Source organism: Roseinatronobacter sp. NSM, assembly GCF_052379845.1.
In the GTDB taxonomy this organism is placed as follows: Bacteria; Pseudomonadota; Alphaproteobacteria; order Rhodobacterales; family Rhodobacteraceae; genus Roseinatronobacter.
This window is the reverse complement of record NZ_JBQTCF010000014.1, coordinates 1-20,317: the sequence shown is the minus strand read 5'-3', so window position 1 is coordinate 20,317 and position 20,317 is coordinate 1. Positions and strand designations below refer to the sequence as shown.

Annotated in this window: 17 protein-coding genes; 11 read left to right on the top strand and 6 right to left on the bottom strand. The window is 62.1% G+C overall.

Going from position 1 to position 20,317, the window contains the following annotated elements; all coding sequences use genetic code 11:
• Window positions 1–4: 4 nt before the first annotated feature.
• The 6 genes from ACTZWY_RS09330 (at window position 5) to ACTZWY_RS09305 (ending at window position 6,448) form a co-directional block, all read left to right on the top strand.
• The gene (locus ACTZWY_RS09330; RefSeq protein WP_444790430.1) at window positions 5–1,045 is read left to right on the top strand and encodes a LacI family DNA-binding transcriptional regulator; all 1,041 of its coding nucleotides are present in this window, start codon (window positions 5–7) and stop codon (window positions 1,043–1,045) included.
• A 33-nt stretch (window positions 1,046–1,078) separates the two neighbouring features.
• The gene (locus tag ACTZWY_RS09325) at window positions 1,079–2,338 is read left to right on the top strand and encodes an ABC transporter substrate-binding protein (protein ID WP_444790429.1); all 1,260 of its coding nucleotides are present in this window, start codon (window positions 1,079–1,081) and stop codon (window positions 2,336–2,338) included.
• 122 nt (window positions 2,339–2,460) lie between these two features.
• The gene (locus ACTZWY_RS09320) at window positions 2,461–3,303 is read left to right on the top strand and encodes a carbohydrate ABC transporter permease (RefSeq protein WP_444790428.1); all 843 of its coding nucleotides are present in this window, start codon (window positions 2,461–2,463) and stop codon (window positions 3,301–3,303) included.
• On the top strand, window positions 3,300–4,139 hold the full coding sequence (locus ACTZWY_RS09315) for a carbohydrate ABC transporter permease (protein ID WP_444790427.1): 840 nt from the start codon (window positions 3,300–3,302) through the stop codon (window positions 4,137–4,139). The genes ACTZWY_RS09320 and ACTZWY_RS09315 overlap by 4 nt, the downstream gene beginning before the upstream one ends.
• Window positions 4,140–4,151: 12 nt before the next feature.
• Window positions 4,152–5,189, top strand: a complete 1,038-nt coding sequence (locus ACTZWY_RS09310) for an ABC transporter ATP-binding protein (RefSeq protein WP_444790426.1) — start codon at window positions 4,152–4,154, stop codon at window positions 5,187–5,189.
• Window positions 5,186–6,448, top strand: coding sequence for an amylo-alpha-1,6-glucosidase (locus tag ACTZWY_RS09305; protein WP_444790425.1), 1,263 nt, complete (start codon window positions 5,186–5,188; stop codon window positions 6,446–6,448). The genes ACTZWY_RS09310 and ACTZWY_RS09305 overlap by 4 nt, the downstream gene beginning before the upstream one ends.
• A 106-nt stretch (window positions 6,449–6,554) precedes the next feature.
• On the opposite strand, the gene ACTZWY_RS09300 is transcribed toward ACTZWY_RS09305, so the two are convergent.
• From ACTZWY_RS09300 to ACTZWY_RS09290, 3 genes are all read right to left on the bottom strand, one after another.
• Window positions 6,555–7,847: an NAD(P)/FAD-dependent oxidoreductase gene (locus ACTZWY_RS09300; protein WP_444790424.1), complete on the bottom strand. Its 1,293-nt coding sequence runs from the start codon at window positions 7,845–7,847 to the stop codon at window positions 6,555–6,557.
• Window positions 7,837–9,330 (bottom strand): L-piperidine-6-carboxylate dehydrogenase, encoded by a 1,494-nt coding sequence (gene amaB, locus ACTZWY_RS09295; protein ID WP_444790423.1) that lies wholly within the window; start codon window positions 9,328–9,330, stop codon window positions 7,837–7,839. Before amaB ends, ACTZWY_RS09300 begins: the two co-directional genes overlap by 11 nt.
• A 140-nt stretch (window positions 9,331–9,470) precedes the next feature.
• Window positions 9,471–10,076, bottom strand: coding sequence for an invasion associated locus B family protein (locus ACTZWY_RS09290; RefSeq protein ID WP_444790422.1), 606 nt, complete (start codon window positions 10,074–10,076; stop codon window positions 9,471–9,473).
• Window positions 10,077–10,588: 512 nt separating this feature from the next.
• Between ACTZWY_RS09290 and ACTZWY_RS09285 the strand changes: the two genes are divergently transcribed.
• The 4 genes from ACTZWY_RS09285 (at window position 10,589) to ACTZWY_RS09270 (ending at window position 15,683) form a co-directional block, all read left to right on the top strand.
• On the top strand, window positions 10,589–12,130 hold the full coding sequence (locus tag ACTZWY_RS09285; protein WP_444790421.1) for a helicase HerA-like domain-containing protein: 1,542 nt from the start codon (window positions 10,589–10,591) through the stop codon (window positions 12,128–12,130).
• Between the two features lie 168 nt (window positions 12,131–12,298).
• The gene (gene obgE / locus ACTZWY_RS09280; RefSeq protein WP_444790420.1) at window positions 12,299–13,324 is read left to right on the top strand and encodes a GTPase ObgE; all 1,026 of its coding nucleotides are present in this window, start codon (window positions 12,299–12,301) and stop codon (window positions 13,322–13,324) included.
• Window positions 13,312–14,427, top strand: coding sequence for a glutamate 5-kinase (gene proB, locus ACTZWY_RS09275; protein ID WP_444790419.1), 1,116 nt, complete (start codon window positions 13,312–13,314; stop codon window positions 14,425–14,427). Before obgE ends, proB begins: the two co-directional genes overlap by 13 nt.
• Entirely contained in the window at window positions 14,424–15,683 is a 1,260-nt protein-coding gene (locus ACTZWY_RS09270) for a glutamate-5-semialdehyde dehydrogenase (RefSeq protein WP_444790418.1), read from the top strand. The genes proB and ACTZWY_RS09270 overlap by 4 nt, the downstream gene beginning before the upstream one ends.
• A 289-nt stretch (window positions 15,684–15,972) precedes the next feature.
• Here the strand turns inward: ACTZWY_RS09270 and ACTZWY_RS09265 are convergent, their stop codons facing one another.
• From ACTZWY_RS09265 to ACTZWY_RS09255, 3 genes are all read right to left on the bottom strand, one after another.
• Window positions 15,973–16,242: a DUF6525 family protein gene (locus ACTZWY_RS09265; RefSeq protein WP_444790417.1), complete on the bottom strand. Its 270-nt coding sequence runs from the start codon at window positions 16,240–16,242 to the stop codon at window positions 15,973–15,975.
• Between the two features lie 3 nt (window positions 16,243–16,245).
• Window positions 16,246–17,457, bottom strand: coding sequence for a zinc metallochaperone GTPase ZigA (gene zigA, locus ACTZWY_RS09260; RefSeq protein ID WP_444790416.1), 1,212 nt, complete (start codon window positions 17,455–17,457; stop codon window positions 16,246–16,248).
• 75 nt (window positions 17,458–17,532) lie between these two features.
• Window positions 17,533–18,762 carry a lytic murein transglycosylase gene (locus ACTZWY_RS09255; RefSeq protein ID WP_444790415.1) on the bottom strand — a complete coding sequence of 410 codons (1,230 nt, stop codon included), beginning with the start codon at window positions 18,760–18,762 and terminating at the stop codon, window positions 17,533–17,535.
• A 264-nt stretch (window positions 18,763–19,026) separates the two neighbouring features.
• On the opposite strand from ACTZWY_RS09255, the gene ACTZWY_RS09250 reads away from it, so the two are divergent.
• Window positions 19,027–20,271, top strand: a complete 1,245-nt coding sequence (locus tag ACTZWY_RS09250; RefSeq protein WP_444790414.1) for a lytic murein transglycosylase — start codon at window positions 19,027–19,029, stop codon at window positions 20,269–20,271.
• Window positions 20,272–20,317 lie beyond the last annotated feature (46 nt).

Below are 20,317 nucleotides of genomic sequence, written 5' to 3'. Positions count from 1 at the left end.
AATCGTGACCAAAACCCGCACCCTGTCTGACCTTGCGCGCCATCTGGGCCTGTCACCTGCGACAGTGTCCCGCGCCTTGGCGCAGCATGAACAGATCGCGCTGAAAACGCGCGAACGGGTGGCGAAAGCCGCGCAGGAATTGGGCTATGTGCCAAACCGCACCGCGCAGGCATTGGCATCAGGTCGCACGGGGTTTGCGGGGTTTTTGCTGCCCATGCGCGGGCGCGGGCTGGCCGACCCGTTCCTTGGGGAATTTGTCAGCGCCCTGACCGAAGGGTTCGGCGCCAAGGGCGTGGAACTGCTGCTATCCGCCGTTCCGCGCGACGGATCGGAAGACCGCCATCTGGAGCGGCTGATCACCTCTGGCCGGGTGGATGGTGTGGTTGTCAGCCGGATTGAATGCAACGACACGCGCATTGCGCTTTTGCAGTCGCGCGGCGTGCCCTTCGTCGCCCATGGCCGTCTTGCACAGGACGAGGCGGGCTATAGCTGGCTTGACACGGATGGCGAACTTGCCTTCGCGCAAGCGTTTGATCTGCTTTATGCAGCCGGGCACCGGCGGTTCGGTCTGCTAAGCATTGACGACCCGCTGACCTTTCGGGAAAAACGCGAAGCAGGGTTGCGCAAGGCTTATGGTGCAAATGGCGACCCTGCGCTGACATTGCGGCATGTGTCGTGTTCGCGCTATGACGCGCAGGCGCGCGCGAAGGCGGTTGCAGGCATTCTGGCGGGGCCGGACCGCCCCACAGCGGTCTTGGCCATTGCGGACGGGCTGGCGCTTGAACTGATTGCGCAGGCCCAGTCACAAGGCCTGTCGGTTCCAAAGGATCTGTCGATTATCGGGTTCGACAATATCCCCTCGGCGGCACATGTCACGCCGGGATTGACAACATTTGATGCATGCATAGCAGACAGTGCGACACAACTGGCTGAAATGTTGCTGGCGCGGATAAAAGCGCCAAATTCGCCGCATGACCAGCGGCTTGTGCGTCCGCAACTTGTGTTGCGGGGCACACACGGGGTTGCACCCCAACGCGCGGCTTGACCGCGCAATCACCGCCAAACGGGAGGAACGACAATGAAAACCACGCTGAAACTAAGCTTGCTTGCCACTGCAAGCGCTTTAATTTCTATCAGCGCCCATGCCGAGACCTTGTTCTGGTCCAGTCAGGCCACCCCCATTGAAGAAACCCAAGCCATGCGTGAGCAGGTCTTGTCAGGGTTCGACGGGGATGTGTCCTTTCAACCCGCCGATCCCGGCCCATGGCTGACGCGCATACAGGCCGAACTGAGTGCGGGCAGTGGCAGCATCGGGGTGCTGGGGGCCTTGCACGGGGATTTCACCCCGCTGTCAGACAATCTGGCCGACCTGTCGGGGGTGGATGCCAGCGCCGTGTCCCCGGGTTTCATGGAACTGGGCACGCTTGGCACCACCGAGCAGAAATATATTCCATGGATGCAAGCCACCTATGTGATGGCCGCGCATAGGAATGCGCTGGACTACCTGCCGGACGACGCTGACCTGATGGCGCTAAGCTATGACGATCTGATCGCATGGGCCGCCAATATGCATGACGCCACAGGCCAGCCGCGCTTCGGGTTTCCGGCAGGCCCACAGGGCCTGAAGCACCGCTTTTTTCAGGGGTATCTGCTGCCATCCTATACCGGGTCCATGGTGACGGAATTCCGGTCTGATGCGGCAGAACAGGCCTGGACCGCGTTTCTGGAATTGTGGGAGCATACAAACCCTGCATCCACCAATTACAGCTTCATGCAGGAACAGCTGATTTCCGGCGATGCCTGGGTGGTGTTTGACCACACTGCACGTCTGGCAGATGCGTTCAACCAGCAACCCGACGATTTCGTGGCCTTTCCTGCGCCTTCTGGTCCGGCGGGGCGGGGCTTCATGCCGGTTCTGGCGGGGATTGCTGTGCCCGCGACAGCGCCTGACATGGACGCGGCGGCAGCGTTGATCGACTATATGCTGGCCCCCGAAACGCAGATCGCGACTTTGCGCGCCACGAATTTCTTTCCTGTGATTGATGTGGATTTCCCTGATGACATGCCCGCCTCGGTCCAGGCGGCGGGGGCTGCGATTGCGGCCATGTCGGGCGCGGATGACGCATTGCCTGCGCTGTTGCCCGTGGGCCTTGGGGATTTGGGCGGGCAGTTCAACCAAGTCTACACTGACACGTTTGAACGTATCGTTCTGGCAGGCCAGCCCGTGCGCGCGGTGCTGGATGATCAGGGCGATGTCTTGCGGCGCATCCTGGAGGAAGCGGGCGCCCCGTGCTGGGCACCGGATGCGCCATCAGCGGGGCCTTGCCCGGTCAACTGAGGGTGACAGGGGGCTGCCGCCCCCGTCCGGCCCCCTGCGGGGACCGGACCCCCCCGCGAGTATTTCTGGCAAGATGAAAATCATGGGGGCGCGAGCGCGCGCCCGCGCATAAGGAGGCGATGATGCCACGAGCCTTGCCCTATTTGTTGCTGTTGCCGGCGTCGGTGTTTTTGCTGGTGTTCTTTTTCTATCCGTTTGGTCTGGTGGTGATTGAAAGCCTGACCCGCGGCGGGGAATGGACGACTGACAATTTCACGCGCATGGTGGGCCACTGGAAGTTTGCGCCCGCGTTCTGGAACACGATCTGGCTGACGGCGATTGTGGTGCCGGTGCAACTGATCATGGCGCTGACCATGGCATCGGTGGTGCAGAAGCTGAAAACCGGGCGGTCGGGGCTGCTGTATATTTTCGCTATTCCGCTGGGAATTTCCGATCTGGCCGCGGGGTTGATCTGGCTTGCGATATTCGAGCAATCGGGGTTTCTGAATTCCATGCTGCACAGTTTCGGCATTATTGACCGCCCGACGCTGTATCTGGGCTATCAGAACATGTGGGTCATTTTTCTGGCGGTTTGTCTGGCCGAGATCTGGCGCGCGACAGCCATCATGATGGTCATCATCGTGGCGGGCATGGGGCTGATCCCGAAGGAATATAGCGAGGCCGCCGAAGTGTTTGGCGCCAGCCGCTGGCAGCGCTTCCGGCGCGTGACCCTGCCACTGTTGCGCCCCAGCCTGCAAACTGCGCTGATCTTGCGTATTCTTATGGCATTTGAGGTGTTTGCCGTGGTCATGGCGCTGGGGGGGACAACGCTGCCGGTGCTGATGGGCGAGACATTCCAGTGGCAGTTCCAGTTGCAGGACCGCGGCGTGGCGGCCGCCTATGCGATGGTCATTCTGGGGCTGTCGGTGGCGTTTTCGCTGGTGGTTCTGCGGCTGTTGCATGTTCCCAAAGGAGCGCGGATATGAGTGAGTTGCCCCCAACTGCGCCGCAGCTTGAAGCGCGGCGCGCAGGCCGGTTCCTGTTTCATGCGGGCGTTGCGCTGTTGGTGTTATGGGTGTTGGTGCCTATCTGGTTTTTGTTCGTCAATGCGCTGTCGGCCCCGTCCGAGGTGACGGGGTTTCCAAAACGGCTATGGCCAAGTTTCGATCTGGCCTCGGTGCAGTTCTTCTTGCAGTTTCAGGGTGTCACGCAGGCGCTGTGGAATTCGGTGAAGGTGGCGGTTCTGACGATGATTTTGGCCATCGGCATGGGGGCACCGGCGGGCTATGCATTGTCGCGGTTTGATTTTCCCGGCAAGGAATTCTTCCGCGTGCTGGTCATCATGACGCGCGCATTTCCGCTGCCGCTGCTGGCGCTGCCTTTGGCGGTGATGTTCATCCGCACAGGGCTGGATGACACTGTGCTGGGGCTGGCGCTGGTGCATGCGATGCTGGCGCTGCCCTTTGCGGTGCTGATCACGTTTTCGCTGTTTTCGGGCATTCCGGTGGAGTTGGAGGAAGCCGCCTGGACGTTGGGCTGCAACAGGGTGCAGGCCTTCATCAAGGTTGTGTTGCCGCTGGCATTGCCGGGCATCATGGCGAGTGCGGTTTTTGCCTTCGTCATTTCGTGGAACGAAGTGTTCGCAGCGGCCGTGCTGACCATTGAGAACCGCACGCTGACGGCGTTTTTGTTGCAATCGCTGAATGTGTCGCCTTTGCCGCTGAAATTTGCGGGCGGTGCGGCGCTGGTCATGCCTGCGCTGATCTTCATCTTCGCGGTGCGCAAATATCTGTTTGCGATGTGGGGCATCGCCAATCGTTGAAAAGGAGGGCCGATGGCCGAGATTGTCATCAAAGGTGTGGCCAAGGATTTTGGCGCCTTCACGGCGCTGCATTCGGTGGACCTGACCATTGCCGATCAGGAATTCATGGTGCTTCTGGGCGCGTCGGGCTGCGGCAAGACCACGCTTTTGCGCATCATCGCAGGGCTGGAAACCCCCAGTCAGGGCGAGGTCTGGATCGGGGGGCGGCGGGTGGACCATTTGCCACCGCGCGCGCGCGGCATTTCGATGGTGTTCCAGAATTACGCCGTGTTCCCGCATTTGACAGTGTTTGAAAACATCGCCTTCGGGTTGCGCATGGCCAAGGTCGCGTCATCCGAAGTGGACCGCCGTGTGCGCCGCACTGCCGGGTTGATGCATATCGAGCAGTTGCTGAAGCGCTATTCGGGGGAATTGTCGGGTGGGCAGCGCCAGCGTGTGGCTGTGGCGCGCGCGTTGGCCATGGAACCGGATGTTATTTTGATGGATGAACCGCTGTCCAATCTGGATGCGCTGCTGCGGCTGGAAATGCGCGCCGAGTTGAAGGGCGTGTTGGCGGAATCGAAAACCACGACTATTTATGTCACCCATGATCAGGTCGAAGCCATGTCGCTGGCCGACCGGATCAGTGTGATGAATGGCGGCTATATCGTGCAGGCCGACCGCCCGACCGAAGTCTACCGCAACCCTGCCGCGCGGTTTGTGGGCAGTTTCATTGGCAACCCGCCGATGAATTTCCTGCCTGCCAAACCCGAAGGGGCAGGGCGCTGGCAGGTGGCGGGCCAGAGTTTCGCGGGGCCGCAGGGGCCAGCTGCCGAATTCGCCATCCGACCCGAAGACCTGCACCCCTCCGACACGGGCCTGCGCGCCGAGGTGCGCGTGGTTGAACCCCTTGGGCCGCATACGCTGGTGACCGCGCAAGTGGCAGGCCAGCCGTTTCGCGCCGTGCTGGACAGCGACCGCCACATCACCCCGGGGCAGGTGATCACCCTTGCGCCCGTTCCCGACCGCATTCGCTGGTTTGACCCTGCAACACAAAAGGCCATCGCATGACAGACGCGCTGCGCACTGCCGCAATCGATATTCTGAAAATCAACGACAGGGGCCAGTATACTGTGCCCACCAAGGGGCTGTATCCGTTCCAATGGAACTGGGACAGCTGCCTGACGGCCCTTGGCCAGTGCCATTTTGACGAAGCCCGCGCCTGGACGGAAATTGAAACGCTGTTTGGCCATCAATGGCCCTGCGGGATGGTGCCGCATATTATTTTCCACCAGATGGATGATGGCTATTTCCCTGGCCCGCTGGTCTGGGGGACGAACCGGCCTGTGCCCACATCGGGGATAACGCAACCCGCAGTTGCCGGGTTTGCACTGAAACGGTTGTTTGACCGTGCGCAGGACCAAGCTGCCGCAACCGCGCGTGTGCGTGCCCTGTTGCCGAAAGTGGCCGCCTGGCACCGCTGGTTCTATGCGACCCGCGACCCGCAGGGCGAAGGGCTGGTGGCCATTTTGCACCCGTGGGAAGCGGGGCGCGACAATTCCGTGGACTGGGACGACCCGTTTGCGCGGGTTCCTACCGAAGGCATCGCGCCTTATACACGACGCGACACCTTGCACGCAGACCCGTCGCACCGGCCCACCAAGGAACAATATGACCGCTATCTGTGGCTTGTCGAACATTTCCGCAGTCTGGATTGGGACACGTCAAAAATGCATGACGCGTCCCCGTTTCAGGTGGTGGACCCCGGGTTCAACGCAATTCTTATCCGGTCCTGCGCAGACCTTGCCGACCTGGCCGCACAAGTGGGCGATGACGCGCTTGCAGATGAAAACCGTCGCTATGCAGCGCGGGGGCTGGCTGCGATGGAAAGCCTTTGGTCAGATGGACATGGGCAGTATCTGTGCCGCGATCGTATCACCGGGCAGTTGATTGACAGTCCATCCGTTGGGGGAATTCTGGCGGCGTTCTGTGCCATTCCCCCCGAACGCGCCGCGCGCATTGCCGCAACAATTGACGGCCACGGCACCCGTTACACTGTGGCCAGTCACCCCCCGCAGGATGCGCGTTTTGACGCCAAACGCTACTGGCGTGGTCCTGTCTGGCTGGTGGTAAATTACATGATCGCTGATGGGCTGGCGCGTGCGGGGCAGGGGCGCACCGCCGCACGCATTTCCGCCGACAGTCTGGAATTGATCCATAAGGGCGGCTTTGCCGAGTATTATGACCCCATGACCGGCGAAGCCCTGGGCGGGGGGCAGTTCACATGGACCGCCGCCATGGTGCTGGAATTTCTGGCCCATGACAGCTAAAGCAGGTTGCTCAGAAGTGGGAACCGGTTCTGAGCTTCTCGAACCAGCGAAATCAATAAGCTAGCGCACATGGGGTGAATGCCAATGAACGCTACATGCGCTAGCCTTACGGGCCAGTGCGCGGCCCGCGGGCCTGAACCATATGCATCACCGCCGATCCTGCCCGAAAGGTAATTTCGCGCAGGCTGCGCAGGTGGTCAGGCCTGCATTCTGTCAGGGGCAGCGGAATATCCTGCACGGATACTGCGTCGCGCAGCAGATTGGCCAGCATCTGCCCGAAAACCGTGCCCGGTGCGATGCCACGCCCGTTATAGCCCGAAATCGACCAGATATCAGGGGCTATCTTGTGCAGGCGGGGCAGGGCATCGGGGGTGGTGCCAATACGCCCCCACCATCCATGCGTGAAACGTTGCCCCTGAAGCTGTGGGAACAGCTGCGCCATACGCCGCATGGCCCAGCCATGATGTGCCGCATGGTCCAGCCGCCCCAATTGCCCGACCGACCCGATGATGAACCGCCCCGCCGCGTCCAGCCGGAACGATGTCAGGATCTTGCGCGTATCCCATGCCCCTGCGCGATCCCGAAGGATTGTGTTGCGCAGGTCTTCGGGCAGGGGGGGCGTTGCGAAATTGAAATAGGGCAGGATCGCCAGTTCCCGCCGTATCTGGCCCACCACCCCGGTTGAGGCCGCATTGGTCGCAAGGATGACGCGCGCGGCCTGCACAGACCCGTATGCAGTTGCAATGCGCCAGCCATCGCGGCTGCGCGTGATTGCGCTGACAGGGCTGTCTGTGTGGATCTGTGCCCCCGTCCGTTGGGCTGCGCGCGCCAGTCCGCGTGCATAGGCAAGGGGCTGAATGGTCCCGGCACGCGGATCGAACAAGGCCGCGCAATAGGCGCTGCTGCCGGTTTTATGCGCGGTTTGCGCGCCATCCAGCACGCAGACATCCGCCCCATTTGCTTGCCATTGCGCGGCGCGATCCTGAAGCGCACGGTGTCCCGCGCTGTCGGGGGCGCAGTGCAATGTCCCTGTCGGGCTGGCTTCGCAGGGCAGATCGTGGGTTCGGGCAATCTGCCAGACCAGCGCGGGGCCATCGGCCAGCGCCTGCAACAGGCGCGCGCCATGGTCGGGACCGGCGCGCGACATCACCTCATCTGGGGCCAGCCAAAGCCCCGCATTGACCAGCCCCACATTGCGCCCCGAACCGCCAGCCCCGATCTGGGCTGCGTCCAGCACGACAACGCGCACCCCATGCGCCGCCGCATGCACTGCCGCCGACAGCCCGGTATACCCCGCCCCGATAATGGCGATATCGGCGTGGGCCGCATGAGTCAGCGCCGGGGTGTGGGGGGCTGGCGGGGCGGTGTCGGCCCACAGCCCCGGCCCGTCAGATGTCAAACTTGACCCCTTGGGCCAGCGGCAGATGCGCGGAATAATTGATCGTGTTCGTGGCGCGGCGCATATAGGCTTTCCACGCGTCCGACCCGCTTTCGCGCCCGCCGCCGGTTTCCTTCTCGCCGCCGAACGCCCCGCCGATTTCGGCACCTGACGGGCCGATATTGACATTGGCAATCCCGCAATCGGACCCGACTGCGGACAGGAATGTTTCCGCTTCGCGCAGGTTCAGGGTAAAAATGCACGATGACAGCCCTTGGGGCACGTCGTTTTGCAACGCTATCGCCTGATCCAGCGTCTCATAATCCATGACATACAGGATTGGCGCGAAGGTTTCGGTTTTCACAATGGCGCTTTGCGCGGGCATCTCGACAATGGCCGGGGTCACATAGGCCCCGCCTGCCACGCCTTCGCAGGGGGTGCCGCCATGGACAATGCCCCCTTGCGCGCGGGCCTGCGCCAGCGCGTCCAGCATCCGGTCGCGGCTGGCCATGTCAATCAGCGGGCCAACCAGCGTGCCCGCATCGCGCGGGTCACCAACTGGCAGTGTCGCATAGGCGAGCTTCAGCTTTTCCAGCAATTCGGCGCGAATGGAGCGGTGCACAATCAGGCGGCGCAAGGACGTGCAGCGCTGCCCCGCCGTGCCCACCGCCGAAAACACAATCGCGCGCACCGCCATGTCCAGATCAGCAGACGGGGCCACGATCATGGCGTTATTGCCGCCCAGTTCCAGAATGGACCGCCCGAACCGCTGCGCCACCTTCGGCGCGACGATGCGGCCCATGCGTGTGGACCCGGTTGCGGAAACCAGCGCCACATCCGGGCTTTCGACAAGGGCCGCGCCCAGCTCCGGCCCGCCAATGACCAGTTGCACCAACCCGTCGGGCGCATCCTCGCCAAAGCGCGCAAGCGCACGGCGCATTGCCACCATCGATGCCATGGCCGTCAGCGGTGTCTTCTCGGACGGTTTCCAGATCACGGGATTGCCGCAGACCAGCGCAAGGGCCGTGTTCCACGACCATACCGCCACTGGAAAGTTGAACGCCGTGATAACAGCTGTTGGCCCCAACGGGTGCCAGGTTTCCATCATCCTGTGGCCGGGGCGTTCGCTGGCAATGGTCAGGCCGTATAATTGCCGCGACAGGCCGACGGCAAAATCGCAGATATCGATCATTTCCTGAACTTCGCCCAACCCCTCAGAGGTGATCTTGCCTGCTTCCAGGGTGACCACCGCGCCAAGTGCGTCCTTGGCGTTGCGCAATTCCTCGCCCAGCAGGCGCACCAACTCGCCCCGCCGCGGCGCGGGCACGCTGCGCCAGTGTTTGAACGCGGCTGCCGCGCGCGCAAGGATTGCGGGCATGTCCTGTGGCGGGGTTTGCTGGACGCGCGCCACTTCGGCGCCATCAATCGGCGAATGGACAGCCAGATCGCCGCCTGTTGTCATGTGCGCAAGCCCGGCGCGTTTCAGGATTTCAGAACTGGTCATGGCCCCCCCTTCAGGTTCTTCGCACGTTTGGATTATGCGCGACTGTAGCGGGCCTGCCCGCCGGAAGCCAAGGGGGTGTCAGCAAAAAGACCCGGTCCTTGGGGACCGGGCCTGTCTGCGGGCGGGAAGCTGCGCCTGGATCAGGGCAGTTGTTCCGAAAGTTCGTTGAAGGCTGCGGTGAAACCCGTCAGCGACATTGACAAATCAATCGGCTGGTCGGGCGCGCCCACAGGCACTACCTGCCACACTGCGCGTGCCCCACGGCGGAAGGCGTCCACTTCCTCGGCGGTGAAGCCCACACGCGCGATGCAACCTACAACCGTGCAGAAGGTGAACGGATAGCGCTTGGCCGACCCTTCATCCACCTGCATGATCAGTTGCGCGGTCAGCAGCGTTTCCAGCGGGGTCAGAATGGTTGCGCCAGCAGCAGCTTCCTGGCCCGGGGGCAGCGGGAACAGCGTGATTTCGGCTGTGGCGTTGCCTTCGCCGTCGCGCAGCAACTGATACATCTGGCAAGGGTCTTCGCCATCGGGGTTTTCCACACAGACCAGTTCCCAGTCGCCATGCGTGTTGCCGATATAGCTGCCATCGCCCATTTCCTCGCCAATCACCTCTCCGGTGGACAAGGCCGAACTTGGCGAATCCGTGGTGGTGGTTGTCTGCGCCATTGCTGCGGGGCTGCCCATCAGTGCCGCAAACGCCGCAACAGATGCGATGGTCGAAAAAAGGGTATGGGTTCTGGACATGCCTTGATCCTTGGATGCTCGTTTTCTTGATGCGTCCTAGCACGACACACACCTTGTGTCAGTCGAAAAAAAACGGCGACACGCAGCAGTGAACAGGCATAAGGGGGCTAAGAAATGCACGGGGACGGGGCCAATTAAAATAAGGGCCCGAAGGCCCCTATTCGTGTTGGTTCTTGTTTTTATCTCCCTGTCGGACCGGCCGACGATTGCGCATACCGTAGGGGGAAAGAAACACTGCGTCAACAGGAAATCCTCACTGGATTGTCATCTGCACCGCGGCAATGTGACATGTTTTTTTGGGCTTGTTTCAGCGCAATGGCCCCATGCGCCCGGGCCATAAAAAAGGCCGCACCCACAGGTGCGGCCAGTCTGACAGGGAGGACGCGCACCCGCCGATCATCAAGCCGGGTGCGCAGGGTTGAAAATGGGCCAAAATGGTTAAGATAGCCTTTCCACCGGCGGGCGTTTCGGAATAATCTTTTGCCACGGTTCAGGTAAACGGGGTAAAGATTATGGTAGATGGCGTGGCGCGGGTTCTGGTCGGGGGCGGGGGCACGGATTACCGCGACCCGCAGGTGCTGAAACTGGCCTATGGCAACCGCCACGGGTTGATCGCGGGGGCCACTGGCACCGGCAAAACGATCACCATGCAAATTCTGGCCGAGGAATTTTCCAACGCCGGGGTTCCCGTGTTCCTGACCGACATCAAGGGGGATGTGGGGGGCATGGCGCTTGCGGGGACCGACAAGGGGTTTTTGCAGGCGCGCGCCCAAAAGATCGCGCTGGCAGGCTATGGCTACCGCGCCAGCCCTGTGATTTTCTGGGATTTCTTTGGCGAGTTCGGCCACCCCGTGCGCGCAACACTGGCAGAGGTTGGCCCCTTGCTGTTGTCGCGCATGCTGGGGCTGACCGAAGCGCAGGAAGGGGTCATCAACGTGGCCTTCCGCATTTCAGATGACGAAGGGCTGCCGATACTGGACCTGAAAGACCTGCGCGCCATCCTGAATTTTCTGGGCGACAATCAGCGCGCGGTGTCCTTGCAATATGGCAATGTCACCACGGCCAGCATCGGGGCCATTCAGCGCAAGTTGCTGGTGTTGGAAAATCAGGGCGCTGCGCCGTTCTTTTCGGAACCCGCGCTGGATTTGTCGGATTTCCTGCGTCATGCCCCCGACGGGCGGGGCTATGTCAGCATATTGCATGCCGAGCGGCTGATGCGCACACCACAGCTATATGCAACTTTCCTGCTGTGGCTGTTGTCGCAATTGTTTGAAGACCTGCCCGAAGTGGGCAACCCCGACAAGCCGAAGCTGGTGTTCTTCTTTGATGAGGCGCATTTGCTGTTCAATGGCGCGCCGCGTGCGCTGGTGGACAAGATTGAACGCGTGGCGCGGCTGATCCGGTCCAAGGGGGTGGGCGTCTATTTCGTGACCCAGAACCCCGATGACGTGCCCGATACTGTGCTGGGGCAGTTGGGCAACCGCATTCAACACGCCCTTCGCGCTTTTACCGCGCGCGATCAGCAAGCCTTGCGCCGTGCGGCGCAAACCTACCGGCCCAACCCGCGTTTTGACATTGCCGATGCCATCCGCGATGTCGGCGTGGGCGAGGCTGTGACGTCGTTTTTGCAAGACAAGGGCAGTCCGGGCATGGCCGAACGCACGCTGATCCGCCCGCCCGCATCCGCCATGGGACCAATTGACGATGGCGCGCGGCGCATGGTGATGGTGCAATCGCCGCTGGCGGGAAAATATGAACAGATGATCGACAGTGACAGCGCCCATGAAATGCTGGCACGCCGCGCCGAGGCCGCCGCAAGGGAGGCCGAACATGTCGCCGCCGCCCAAGCCCCCGAGGCGCCGAAAACCCGCGAGTTCAACGCCGCGCGCCGCTATGACGGGGGCAGTGCGCGCCCGCGTCCGACCACGGCCCCTGCACGGCGCGGCGACAGCGTTGTGGACGCTTTCGCCAAATCCTTCGCGCGCCAGATCGGGTCACGTTCGGGGCAGGCCCTGATGCGCGGGGTGCTGGGCGGTTTGCTCAAAGGGCGCTGAGTGCTTGAGGCCGCGCGCGATTCCCTGTAAGCGCTACATCAAATCCGGCAGCAAGGGGCATAGCCCCATGGCGGGATTGCTTGAAGCAAAATGCCAAAGCGTGCCGCAATGTCCTGAAGGACTGGCGCGCTTTTGGGCATGACAACACACGGGGCGCATGAGAAAGACATGAAATTCCTTGATCTGGCCAAGGTCCATATCCGTTCGGGCGGGGGCGGTTCGGGCTGCGTGTCCTTCCGGCGCGAAAAATTCATCGAATATGGCGGCCCTGACGGCGGCGATGGCGGGCGCGGCGGCGATGTCTGGGTCGAAGTGGTGGACAGCCTGAACACCCTGATCGATTTCCGGTTCCAGCAACATTTCTTCGCCAATTCCGGCCAGCCGGGCATGGGGCAGGGGCGCACCGGCAAGGACGGCGCGTCCGTCACCTTGCGCGTGCCGGTGGGCACTGAAATTCTGGATGAAGATCAGGAAACCGTGATTGCCGACCTGACCGAACTGGGCCAGCGGTTGTTGCTGGCCAAGGGCGGCAATGGTGGCTGGGGCAACCTGCAGTTCAAATCGGCCACCAATCAGGCACCGCGCCGCGCCAATTCCGGCCAGCCCGGTGTGGAACGCACCATATGGTTGCGCCTGAAACTGATTGCCGATGCAGGGCTTGCGGGCCTGCCCAATGCGGGGAAATCCACGTTTTTGGCGGCCACGTCCAATGCACGCCCCAAAATTGCTGATTACCCCTTCACCACGCTGCACCCGAATTTGGGTGTTGTGGGCATTGACGGGCGCGAATTCGTCATGGCCGACATTCCCGGCCTTATTGAGGGCGCAAGCGAAGGGCGCGGGCTGGGCGACCAGTTTCTGGGCCATGTCGAACGCTGCGCAGTGTTGTTGCAACTTGTTGATGGCACCGCTGATGATGTGGCCGAAGACTGGCGCATCATCGATACGGAACTGGACGCCTATTCCCATGATGTTGCGCTGAAACCGCGCATCATTGCGCTTAACAAGATTGACGCCCTTGATGAGGAGGAACGCGCCGAAAAACGCGCCGCGCTGGAAGCGGCCTGCGGGCGCGAGGTGCATATGATATCAGCGGTATCAGGCGAAGGCATGCCCGCCATATTGCGCGCGCTGCTGGCGCGGATCGACAAGGGCAAACATGTCGAACAGGATGACGAGCCATGGCAACCCTGACCGCAGCGGCGACGCTGTCACAGGCGCGCCGGGTCGTGGTCAAGATCGGATCGGCGCTATTGGTGGAACAGGGCAGTTTGCGTGCGGCATGGCTGCATGCGCTGGCGCAGGACGTGGCCGCGCTACGCGCGCGGGGCGCGGATGTTGTTGTCGTGTCGTCGGGGTCCATCGCGTTGGGGCGCGGGGCGTTGGGCCTGCCCGGTGGTGTACTGGCGCTGGAGCAAAGTCAGGCAGCGGCCTCTGTCGGGCAAATCCAGCTGGCGCGCGCCTATGAAGAAGCGCTGGCCCCCCATGGCATTACCGCAGGCCAGGTTCTGCTGACGCTGGAAGATACCCATGACCGCCGCCGATACCTGAATTCCCGCGCCACGCTGTCCACCCTTCTGGGGTTGGGGGTGGTGCCAATTGTCAATGAAAACGACACCATCGCCACTGATGAAATCCGCTATGGCGACAATGACAGGCTGGCCGCGCAAGTGGCCGTGACCATTGGCGCGGATGTGCTGGTTTTGCTGTCAGATGTGGACGGGCTGTATACCAGCAACCCCCAGACCGACCCGACCGCGCGCCGCTTCGATTTTGTCGACACCATCTCCCCGGAAATTGAGGCCATGGCCGGTGATCCGGTGTCGGGCCTGTCCAAGGGGGGCATGAAAACCAAGGTCATGGCCGCCAAGACTGCCACGGCGGCAGGCTGCGCCATGATTATTGCCGCAGGGGCTGCCATGCATGCGCTGGATGGCGTGCTGAAGGGCGCGAATGCAACCGTCTTCGCCCCCCAAGGCGACCCGCGTTCCGCCCGCAAGGGCTGGATTGCCGCGATGAAGCCCAAGGGCGTGGTGCATGTCGATGCGGGCGCGCAACGCGCCTTGCAGCAAGGCAAGTCATTATTGCCAGCGGGGGTTACGCATGTTGTCGGGCTGTTTCAGCGCGGGGACCCGGTGGAAATTCACGGCCCGTCAGGGCTGTTGGGCTTGGGGCTTGCGGGCTATTCAAGTCTTGAAGCCACGGCCATTGCGGGCCATCATTCCCGCGAGATTGCTGAAATTCTGAACTATCCGGGCCGCGTGGCCCTTATTCACAGGGACGAGATGGCGTTATGAGCACTGAGATTTCATCCGAAATGCAGTATATGGGCCGCCGCGCGCGCGCCGCCGCGCAAGTGCTGGCCATGGCCCCGTCAGACGCGAAGGCGCGCGCGCTGACATCGGCCGCAGATGCGCTTTGGGCGCAGCGCGCGGACGTGATTGCCGCCAATGCCATTGATATGGACGCCGCCCAGCAAAAAGGGCTGTCGCCTGCCATGCTGGACCGGCTGATGCTGGAAGACGGGCGCATTTCCGCCATGTGCGATGCGCTGCGCACAATTGCCGCGCAGGATGATCCGGTGGGCCAGATCATTACGGAATGGGACCAGCCCACAGGGTTGCACATCGCGCGGGTGCGCACGCCTTTGGGGGTGGTGGGGGTGATTTACGAATCGCGCCCCAATGTGACCGCCGATGCGGGCGCGTTATGCCTCAAGGCGGGCAATGCTGTCATTTTGCGCGGTGGGTCTGAAAGCTTCCATTCCTCGCGCGCCATTCATGCCGCCCTTGTTCAAGGGTTGCGCGCCGCAGACCTGCCCGAAGATGCCATTCAACTGGTGCAGACCACGGACCGCGCCGCAGTGGGCGATATGCTGCGCATGGTTGAATATATTGACGTGATTGTGCCGCGCGGCGGCAAGGGGCTGGTGGGGCTGGTGCAACGCGAAGCGCGCGTGCCGGTTTTTGCCCATCTGGAAGGGATTTGCCATATCTATGTAGATGCCCATGCCGACCCTGAAAAAGCGCGCCGCGTGGTGCTGAACGCCAAGACGCGGCGCACAGGGATTTGTGGCGCGGCAGAATGCCTGTTGCTGCACCGCGACATTGTGGACGGGCTGGGCGCGCAGATTATTGCGGATCTGGTTGGCGCAGGGGTGGAAATGCGGGTTGGCGCAGGCTTGCAGCATTTGCCCGGCGTCACGGCTGCAGCGCCTGATGATTTCGGGCAGGAATATCTGGACAAGATCATGGCCGCCGCTGTGGTGGATGATGTGGATGCCGCTATGGCGCATATCCGCACCTATGGGTCGCAGCACACAGACGCTATTCTGACCGAAGATGACACAGTCGCCGCGCGGTTTTTTGCAGGTCTGGACAGTGCAATCCTGATGCGCAATGCGTCCACGCAATTTGCCGATGGCGGCGAATTTGGCCTTGGCGCGGAAATTGGCATTGCGACGGGCAAGATGCATGCGCGTGGTCCGGTCGGCGCCGAGCAGTTGACCAGTTTCAAGTATCTGGTCACAGGGGACGGAACTGTGCGCGCCTGACACGGCCTGGCTTGCAGTATGTGGTTGTCGCTTTTGGCCTTAAGCTGCCCTTCGCCCTTGGATAAAGCCCGCGCTGTCGGCGGGCCGGGGTCTGCCGATCCGACATATTAGGAATGCACTTTATCCACGCGGAATATTCCTGATTTCAATCGCCTGGCACAGCTTCGGGTCATCGGCAGGCCGCGGGACGGCCCGCCGATAGTGCGGCGGCCTGCGGCCTTGATTCCGCACTGGGTCATTCCCGCGAACGTCCCCTTCAGGCCAATACTCCCCCGCTGTCGCACCCTCTCTACTCCCGCATCAGCGGATACCCGTCCCCCCAGATGGCGCGACTATCCCTGGCAAGACTGCGCGCTTCAGCGCGGGCCAGATGGGCCAGAATTACCTTCGGGTCCCGCCCAACCCGGCGCGCCGCCTTGTGCCACAGCCGCAGCGCGGACCGCGCTGACCATGGCAGCGCGGCATGCGCCAGCCAGTGGCGCAACTCAGGGGGCAGGCGGTCGAATTCAGCCATCGGGCTGGACCGCCTGCGCAAAGTGGATTGCAGGTTCGACGCCATCGCTTACGCCGCCTTGCGCTGGCCCCATCCGGGGAACGGGTCTGCCATATCGGCCCAGAATTCAGGCGTAAAACTGTCTGTGTCCAGCAAGCAGGCATCCAGTTTGGCACTCAACGCGGCGTGATCCATGCCTGCGCCAATGAAAACCAGTTCCTGCCGCCTGTCGCCCCATGGCTCTACCCAGTTTTCGCGCATTTTTTCCAATGCCCCTGCGTGGTCGGGCCAGCGGTCGCGCGGCACCGCCGCCCACCACCCCCCCAGCGGCGTGACACTGGACATCGCGCCCGCCAGCGAAAATTCTGCCACCCAATTGGGCCGCGTTGCCAGCCAGAAATGCCCCTTGGCGCGGATCACACCGGGCAGGTCGCCATTGAGCACCGCATGCACCCTGGCGGGATCAAACGGCCTGCGCGCGCGATAGACAAACGAGGTGACGCCGTATTCTTCGGTTTCGGGCACATGATCGGCAAAACCGTAAAGCTCCTTCGCCCAAAGCGGGTGTTCATGGGCGGTGTCAAAATCAAACAGGCCAGTGTCAAAAATCTGGTCTGCGGCCACCTGCGACTGGTCGGTTTCAATCAGGCGTGCGTCAGGGTTCAGTGCCTTGATGATCTTGCGCGCCGCATCGGCTTGCGCGGCCCCTGCATCCGTGACCTTGTTCAGGATGATGACATCCGCAAATTCAATCTGATCAGTCAGCAAATCAACAAGGCTGCGTTCATCATCTTCGCCCAGTGTTTCGCCCCGATCCGACAGGAAATCATGGCTGGAAAAATCACGCAGCAGGTTGACCGCATCCACCACCGTGACCATTGTATCCATCCGCGCCACATCCATCAGGCTTTCGCCCTGTTCATCGCGGAATTCAAACGTGGCGGCCACAGGCAACGGTTCGGAAATGCCGGTGGATTCGATCAGCAAGTAGTCAAAGCGCCCTTCCTGCGCCAGTCTGCGCACTTCGGCCAGCAGATCATCGCGCAGCGTGCAGCAGATGCAGCCGTTGGACATTTCCACCAGCTTCTCTTCGCCGCGGTTGAGGTCCACACCTGCCTCAACAAGGTCAGCGTCAATATTCACTTCGGACATGTCATTGACAATGACGGCCACGCGGCGGCCGTCGCGGTTGTTCAGGACATGGTTCAGCAGCGTTGTTTTGCCTGCGCCCAGAAACCCCGACAACACAGTGACGGGCAGGCGGGGGTCGGAAACGGACATGGGGGACCTTTCAGTTATGATATATTATAACATTAATGTCCGATCTACCGCATCCCCCGCTTTCCGACAAGGGGGTTACGGCAAAATCTGGCGCAGCAAATCCGCGTTGACATAGCCATCCGGGGCAAGGCCCTGTGACTTCTGCCAGGCCTGCACAGCGGCAACAGTGGCAGGGCCTATGCGCCCATCTATCCCGCCGGTGTCATGACCAAGGGCGTTCAGGCGGCGCTGCAAGGCGCGCCGTTCGTCCCCTGTCAGGGGCCTGTCACCGCGTGGCCAGCTGCCCTGCAGCGCTGCACCCCCGCGCAACCGGTCGGACAAATGGCCCACGGCCAGAACATAGGCGTCCGACAGGTTATATTCCTTCAGAACATCATAATTGCCATATGCCAGAAACGCCGGGCCGCGCGCGCCGCCTGGCAGAAGCAGCCGCGCCTGACCTGACTGCAAGGGTGCGCCTGCGGCCACGCGCACGCCTGCGCGCGCCCAGTCTGCGGCGGGTTGGGCCTGCCCCGTCAGGCGTAAATCAAACCCGTCGGGCAAAACAACCTCTCGCGCCCAGGGCTGGCCGCGTGTCCAGCCGCGCCGCGTCAGATAATTCGCCGCCGACGCCAGCGCATCTGTGGGGTCATCGGCCCAGACATCGCGCCGCCCGTCGCCGGTGAAATCCACCGCATAGGTCAGAAAACTGGACGGCATGAACTGCATATGTCCAAACGCGCCCGCCCATGACCCTATCATGGCCTGCGCGCTGATATCGCCCGCCTGTATGATGCGCAGCGCGTCCAGCAATTGTTCTTCAAAGAATTCGCCGCGCCGCCCGTCCTTGGCCAATGTCGCCAATGATGACAGAATATGTGTGCCCCCCCGGTTTGCCCCATAGCTGGATTCAATGCCCCAGATTGCCACAAGAACTTCCGGGGGAACACCAAAGCGGCCCTCGATGCGGGCCAAGATATCGGCGTGGCGGCGCAGCGCGGCTTGACCTTGCGAAATGCGCGTGGCCGAAACCGTGCTGTCCAGATACTCCCATATGCGCGCGCCAAATTCACTTTGGCGGCGGTCCAGCGCAACAGTTTCGGGCAAGTGGCGCAGCGTGGGAAGGGCACGGTCCAAGGTGGCCTGGCTTATGCCGCGGTTGCGTGCGCGGGGGGCGAAGGCCGCCACCCAGGCGTCAAAATTGCCAGTATCGGGGGCGCTTAACGTCGCGGGGCGCGCCGTTGGGCGGGGCGACGTTTCGATATTTGCAAGACCACATGCGGGCAATGCAAGGGCCAAGGCTGCGGCAGGTGTCCAACGTAACATTGCGTTCCCCGATATGATGCTGGCTGTCATGCTAACGACCCTGACGGGGGGAACCAAGGTGTCAGCGTTCACAATATGCGGGGCTTTGCTGATGGCCGCTTTTCTGTGCGTGCATTTTCCCCTAGCATTGGGGCAGTTTCAGGAAAAGCTGACAGGTTTTTTCGGGGTGAAATTGTGACATACGAACGCTTCGGGCATTTCGGCAAGTCAGTGAAACACCGAAAGCGCATGAAGCCAAGACTACAACAAGGGTTGAGCAGTGCCATGCTATTTACACGCCGTTTCTGTATTGCGGGACTGTCCGCATTCTCGCTTTCTGCCTGTATGGGCGGGGGGGTGCCGATGACGACGACACCCGCCAGCCGCATGCAACCACAGCCCAATGCCGCGTTTGACACATGGCTTGCCCAGTTTCGCGCCCGCGCACTGCAAGGCGGGATAAACGCCAATGTGCTGGACCCTGCCTTGCGCGGCGCGGGATTCCTGCCTGATGTGATTGCGCGCGACCGCAGACAGACTGAATTCACCCGCACGCTGGAAGATTACCTGTCCATCGCCGTGTCTGATGAACGGCTGTCGGCAGGGCGCGCGGCCTTGTCGCGCCACAGCGCCACCTTGCGCGCCATTGAGGCGCGCTATGGTGTCGAGGCCGAGGTGATCACCGCCATCTGGGGGCTGGAATCGCGCTATGGCACAGAACGCGGCGATATTCCGGTTATTTCGGCGCTGGCCACACTTGCCTTTGACGGGCGGCGGGGCGCGTTTTTTGAAAGCCAGCTGATGGCGGCGCTGCGCATCTTGCAGCGCGGGGACACCAGCGCGGCCAATATGCGCGGGTCATGGGCCGGCGCCATGGGGCATACGCAGTTCATTCCGACGACATATCAGGAATATGCCGTTGATTTCACCGGCAACGGGCGGCGCGACATCTGGGCGGAAGATCCCACTGATGCGCTGGCATCGGCGGCGAATTATCTGGCGCGCATGGGCTGGACACGCGGCCAGCCCTGGGGCGTCGAAGTGCGCCTGCCAGACGGGTTCAACACCGCGCTGGCCGGGCGCGGCAGTTCCCGCGCAGTGTCGGACTGGACAGGATTGGGGGTGCGCAATATGGACGGGCGTGCAGTTCCCGATCATGGGCCGGCCTCGATCATCATACCCGATGGGCCGCGCGGGCCAGCCTTCATGACATTTCGCAATTTCACAAGCTTAACGCGTTACAATAATTCCGAATTTTATGTCATTGGAATCGGGCACCTTTCAGACCGGTTGCGCGGGGGCGAACCCATCCGCGGCACGTTCCAGCCAGACCGCTACGGCCTGCGCCTGGGCGAGCGGCAGGAAATTCAGCGCCTGCTGACGCGGGCGGGGTTTGATACCCAAGGGGCAGATGGCGTGATTGGCCCAAATTCGCAATCGGCCATCAGTGCCTATCAGCGCGCGCGGGGGCTGGCGGTGACGGGCGAGCCGTCGCGCGACTTGCTGGAACGGTTGCGGCGCGGGATGTAAGGCGCGCGAGATGGAACATGGACAAAAAAGGGGGCATATGCCCCCT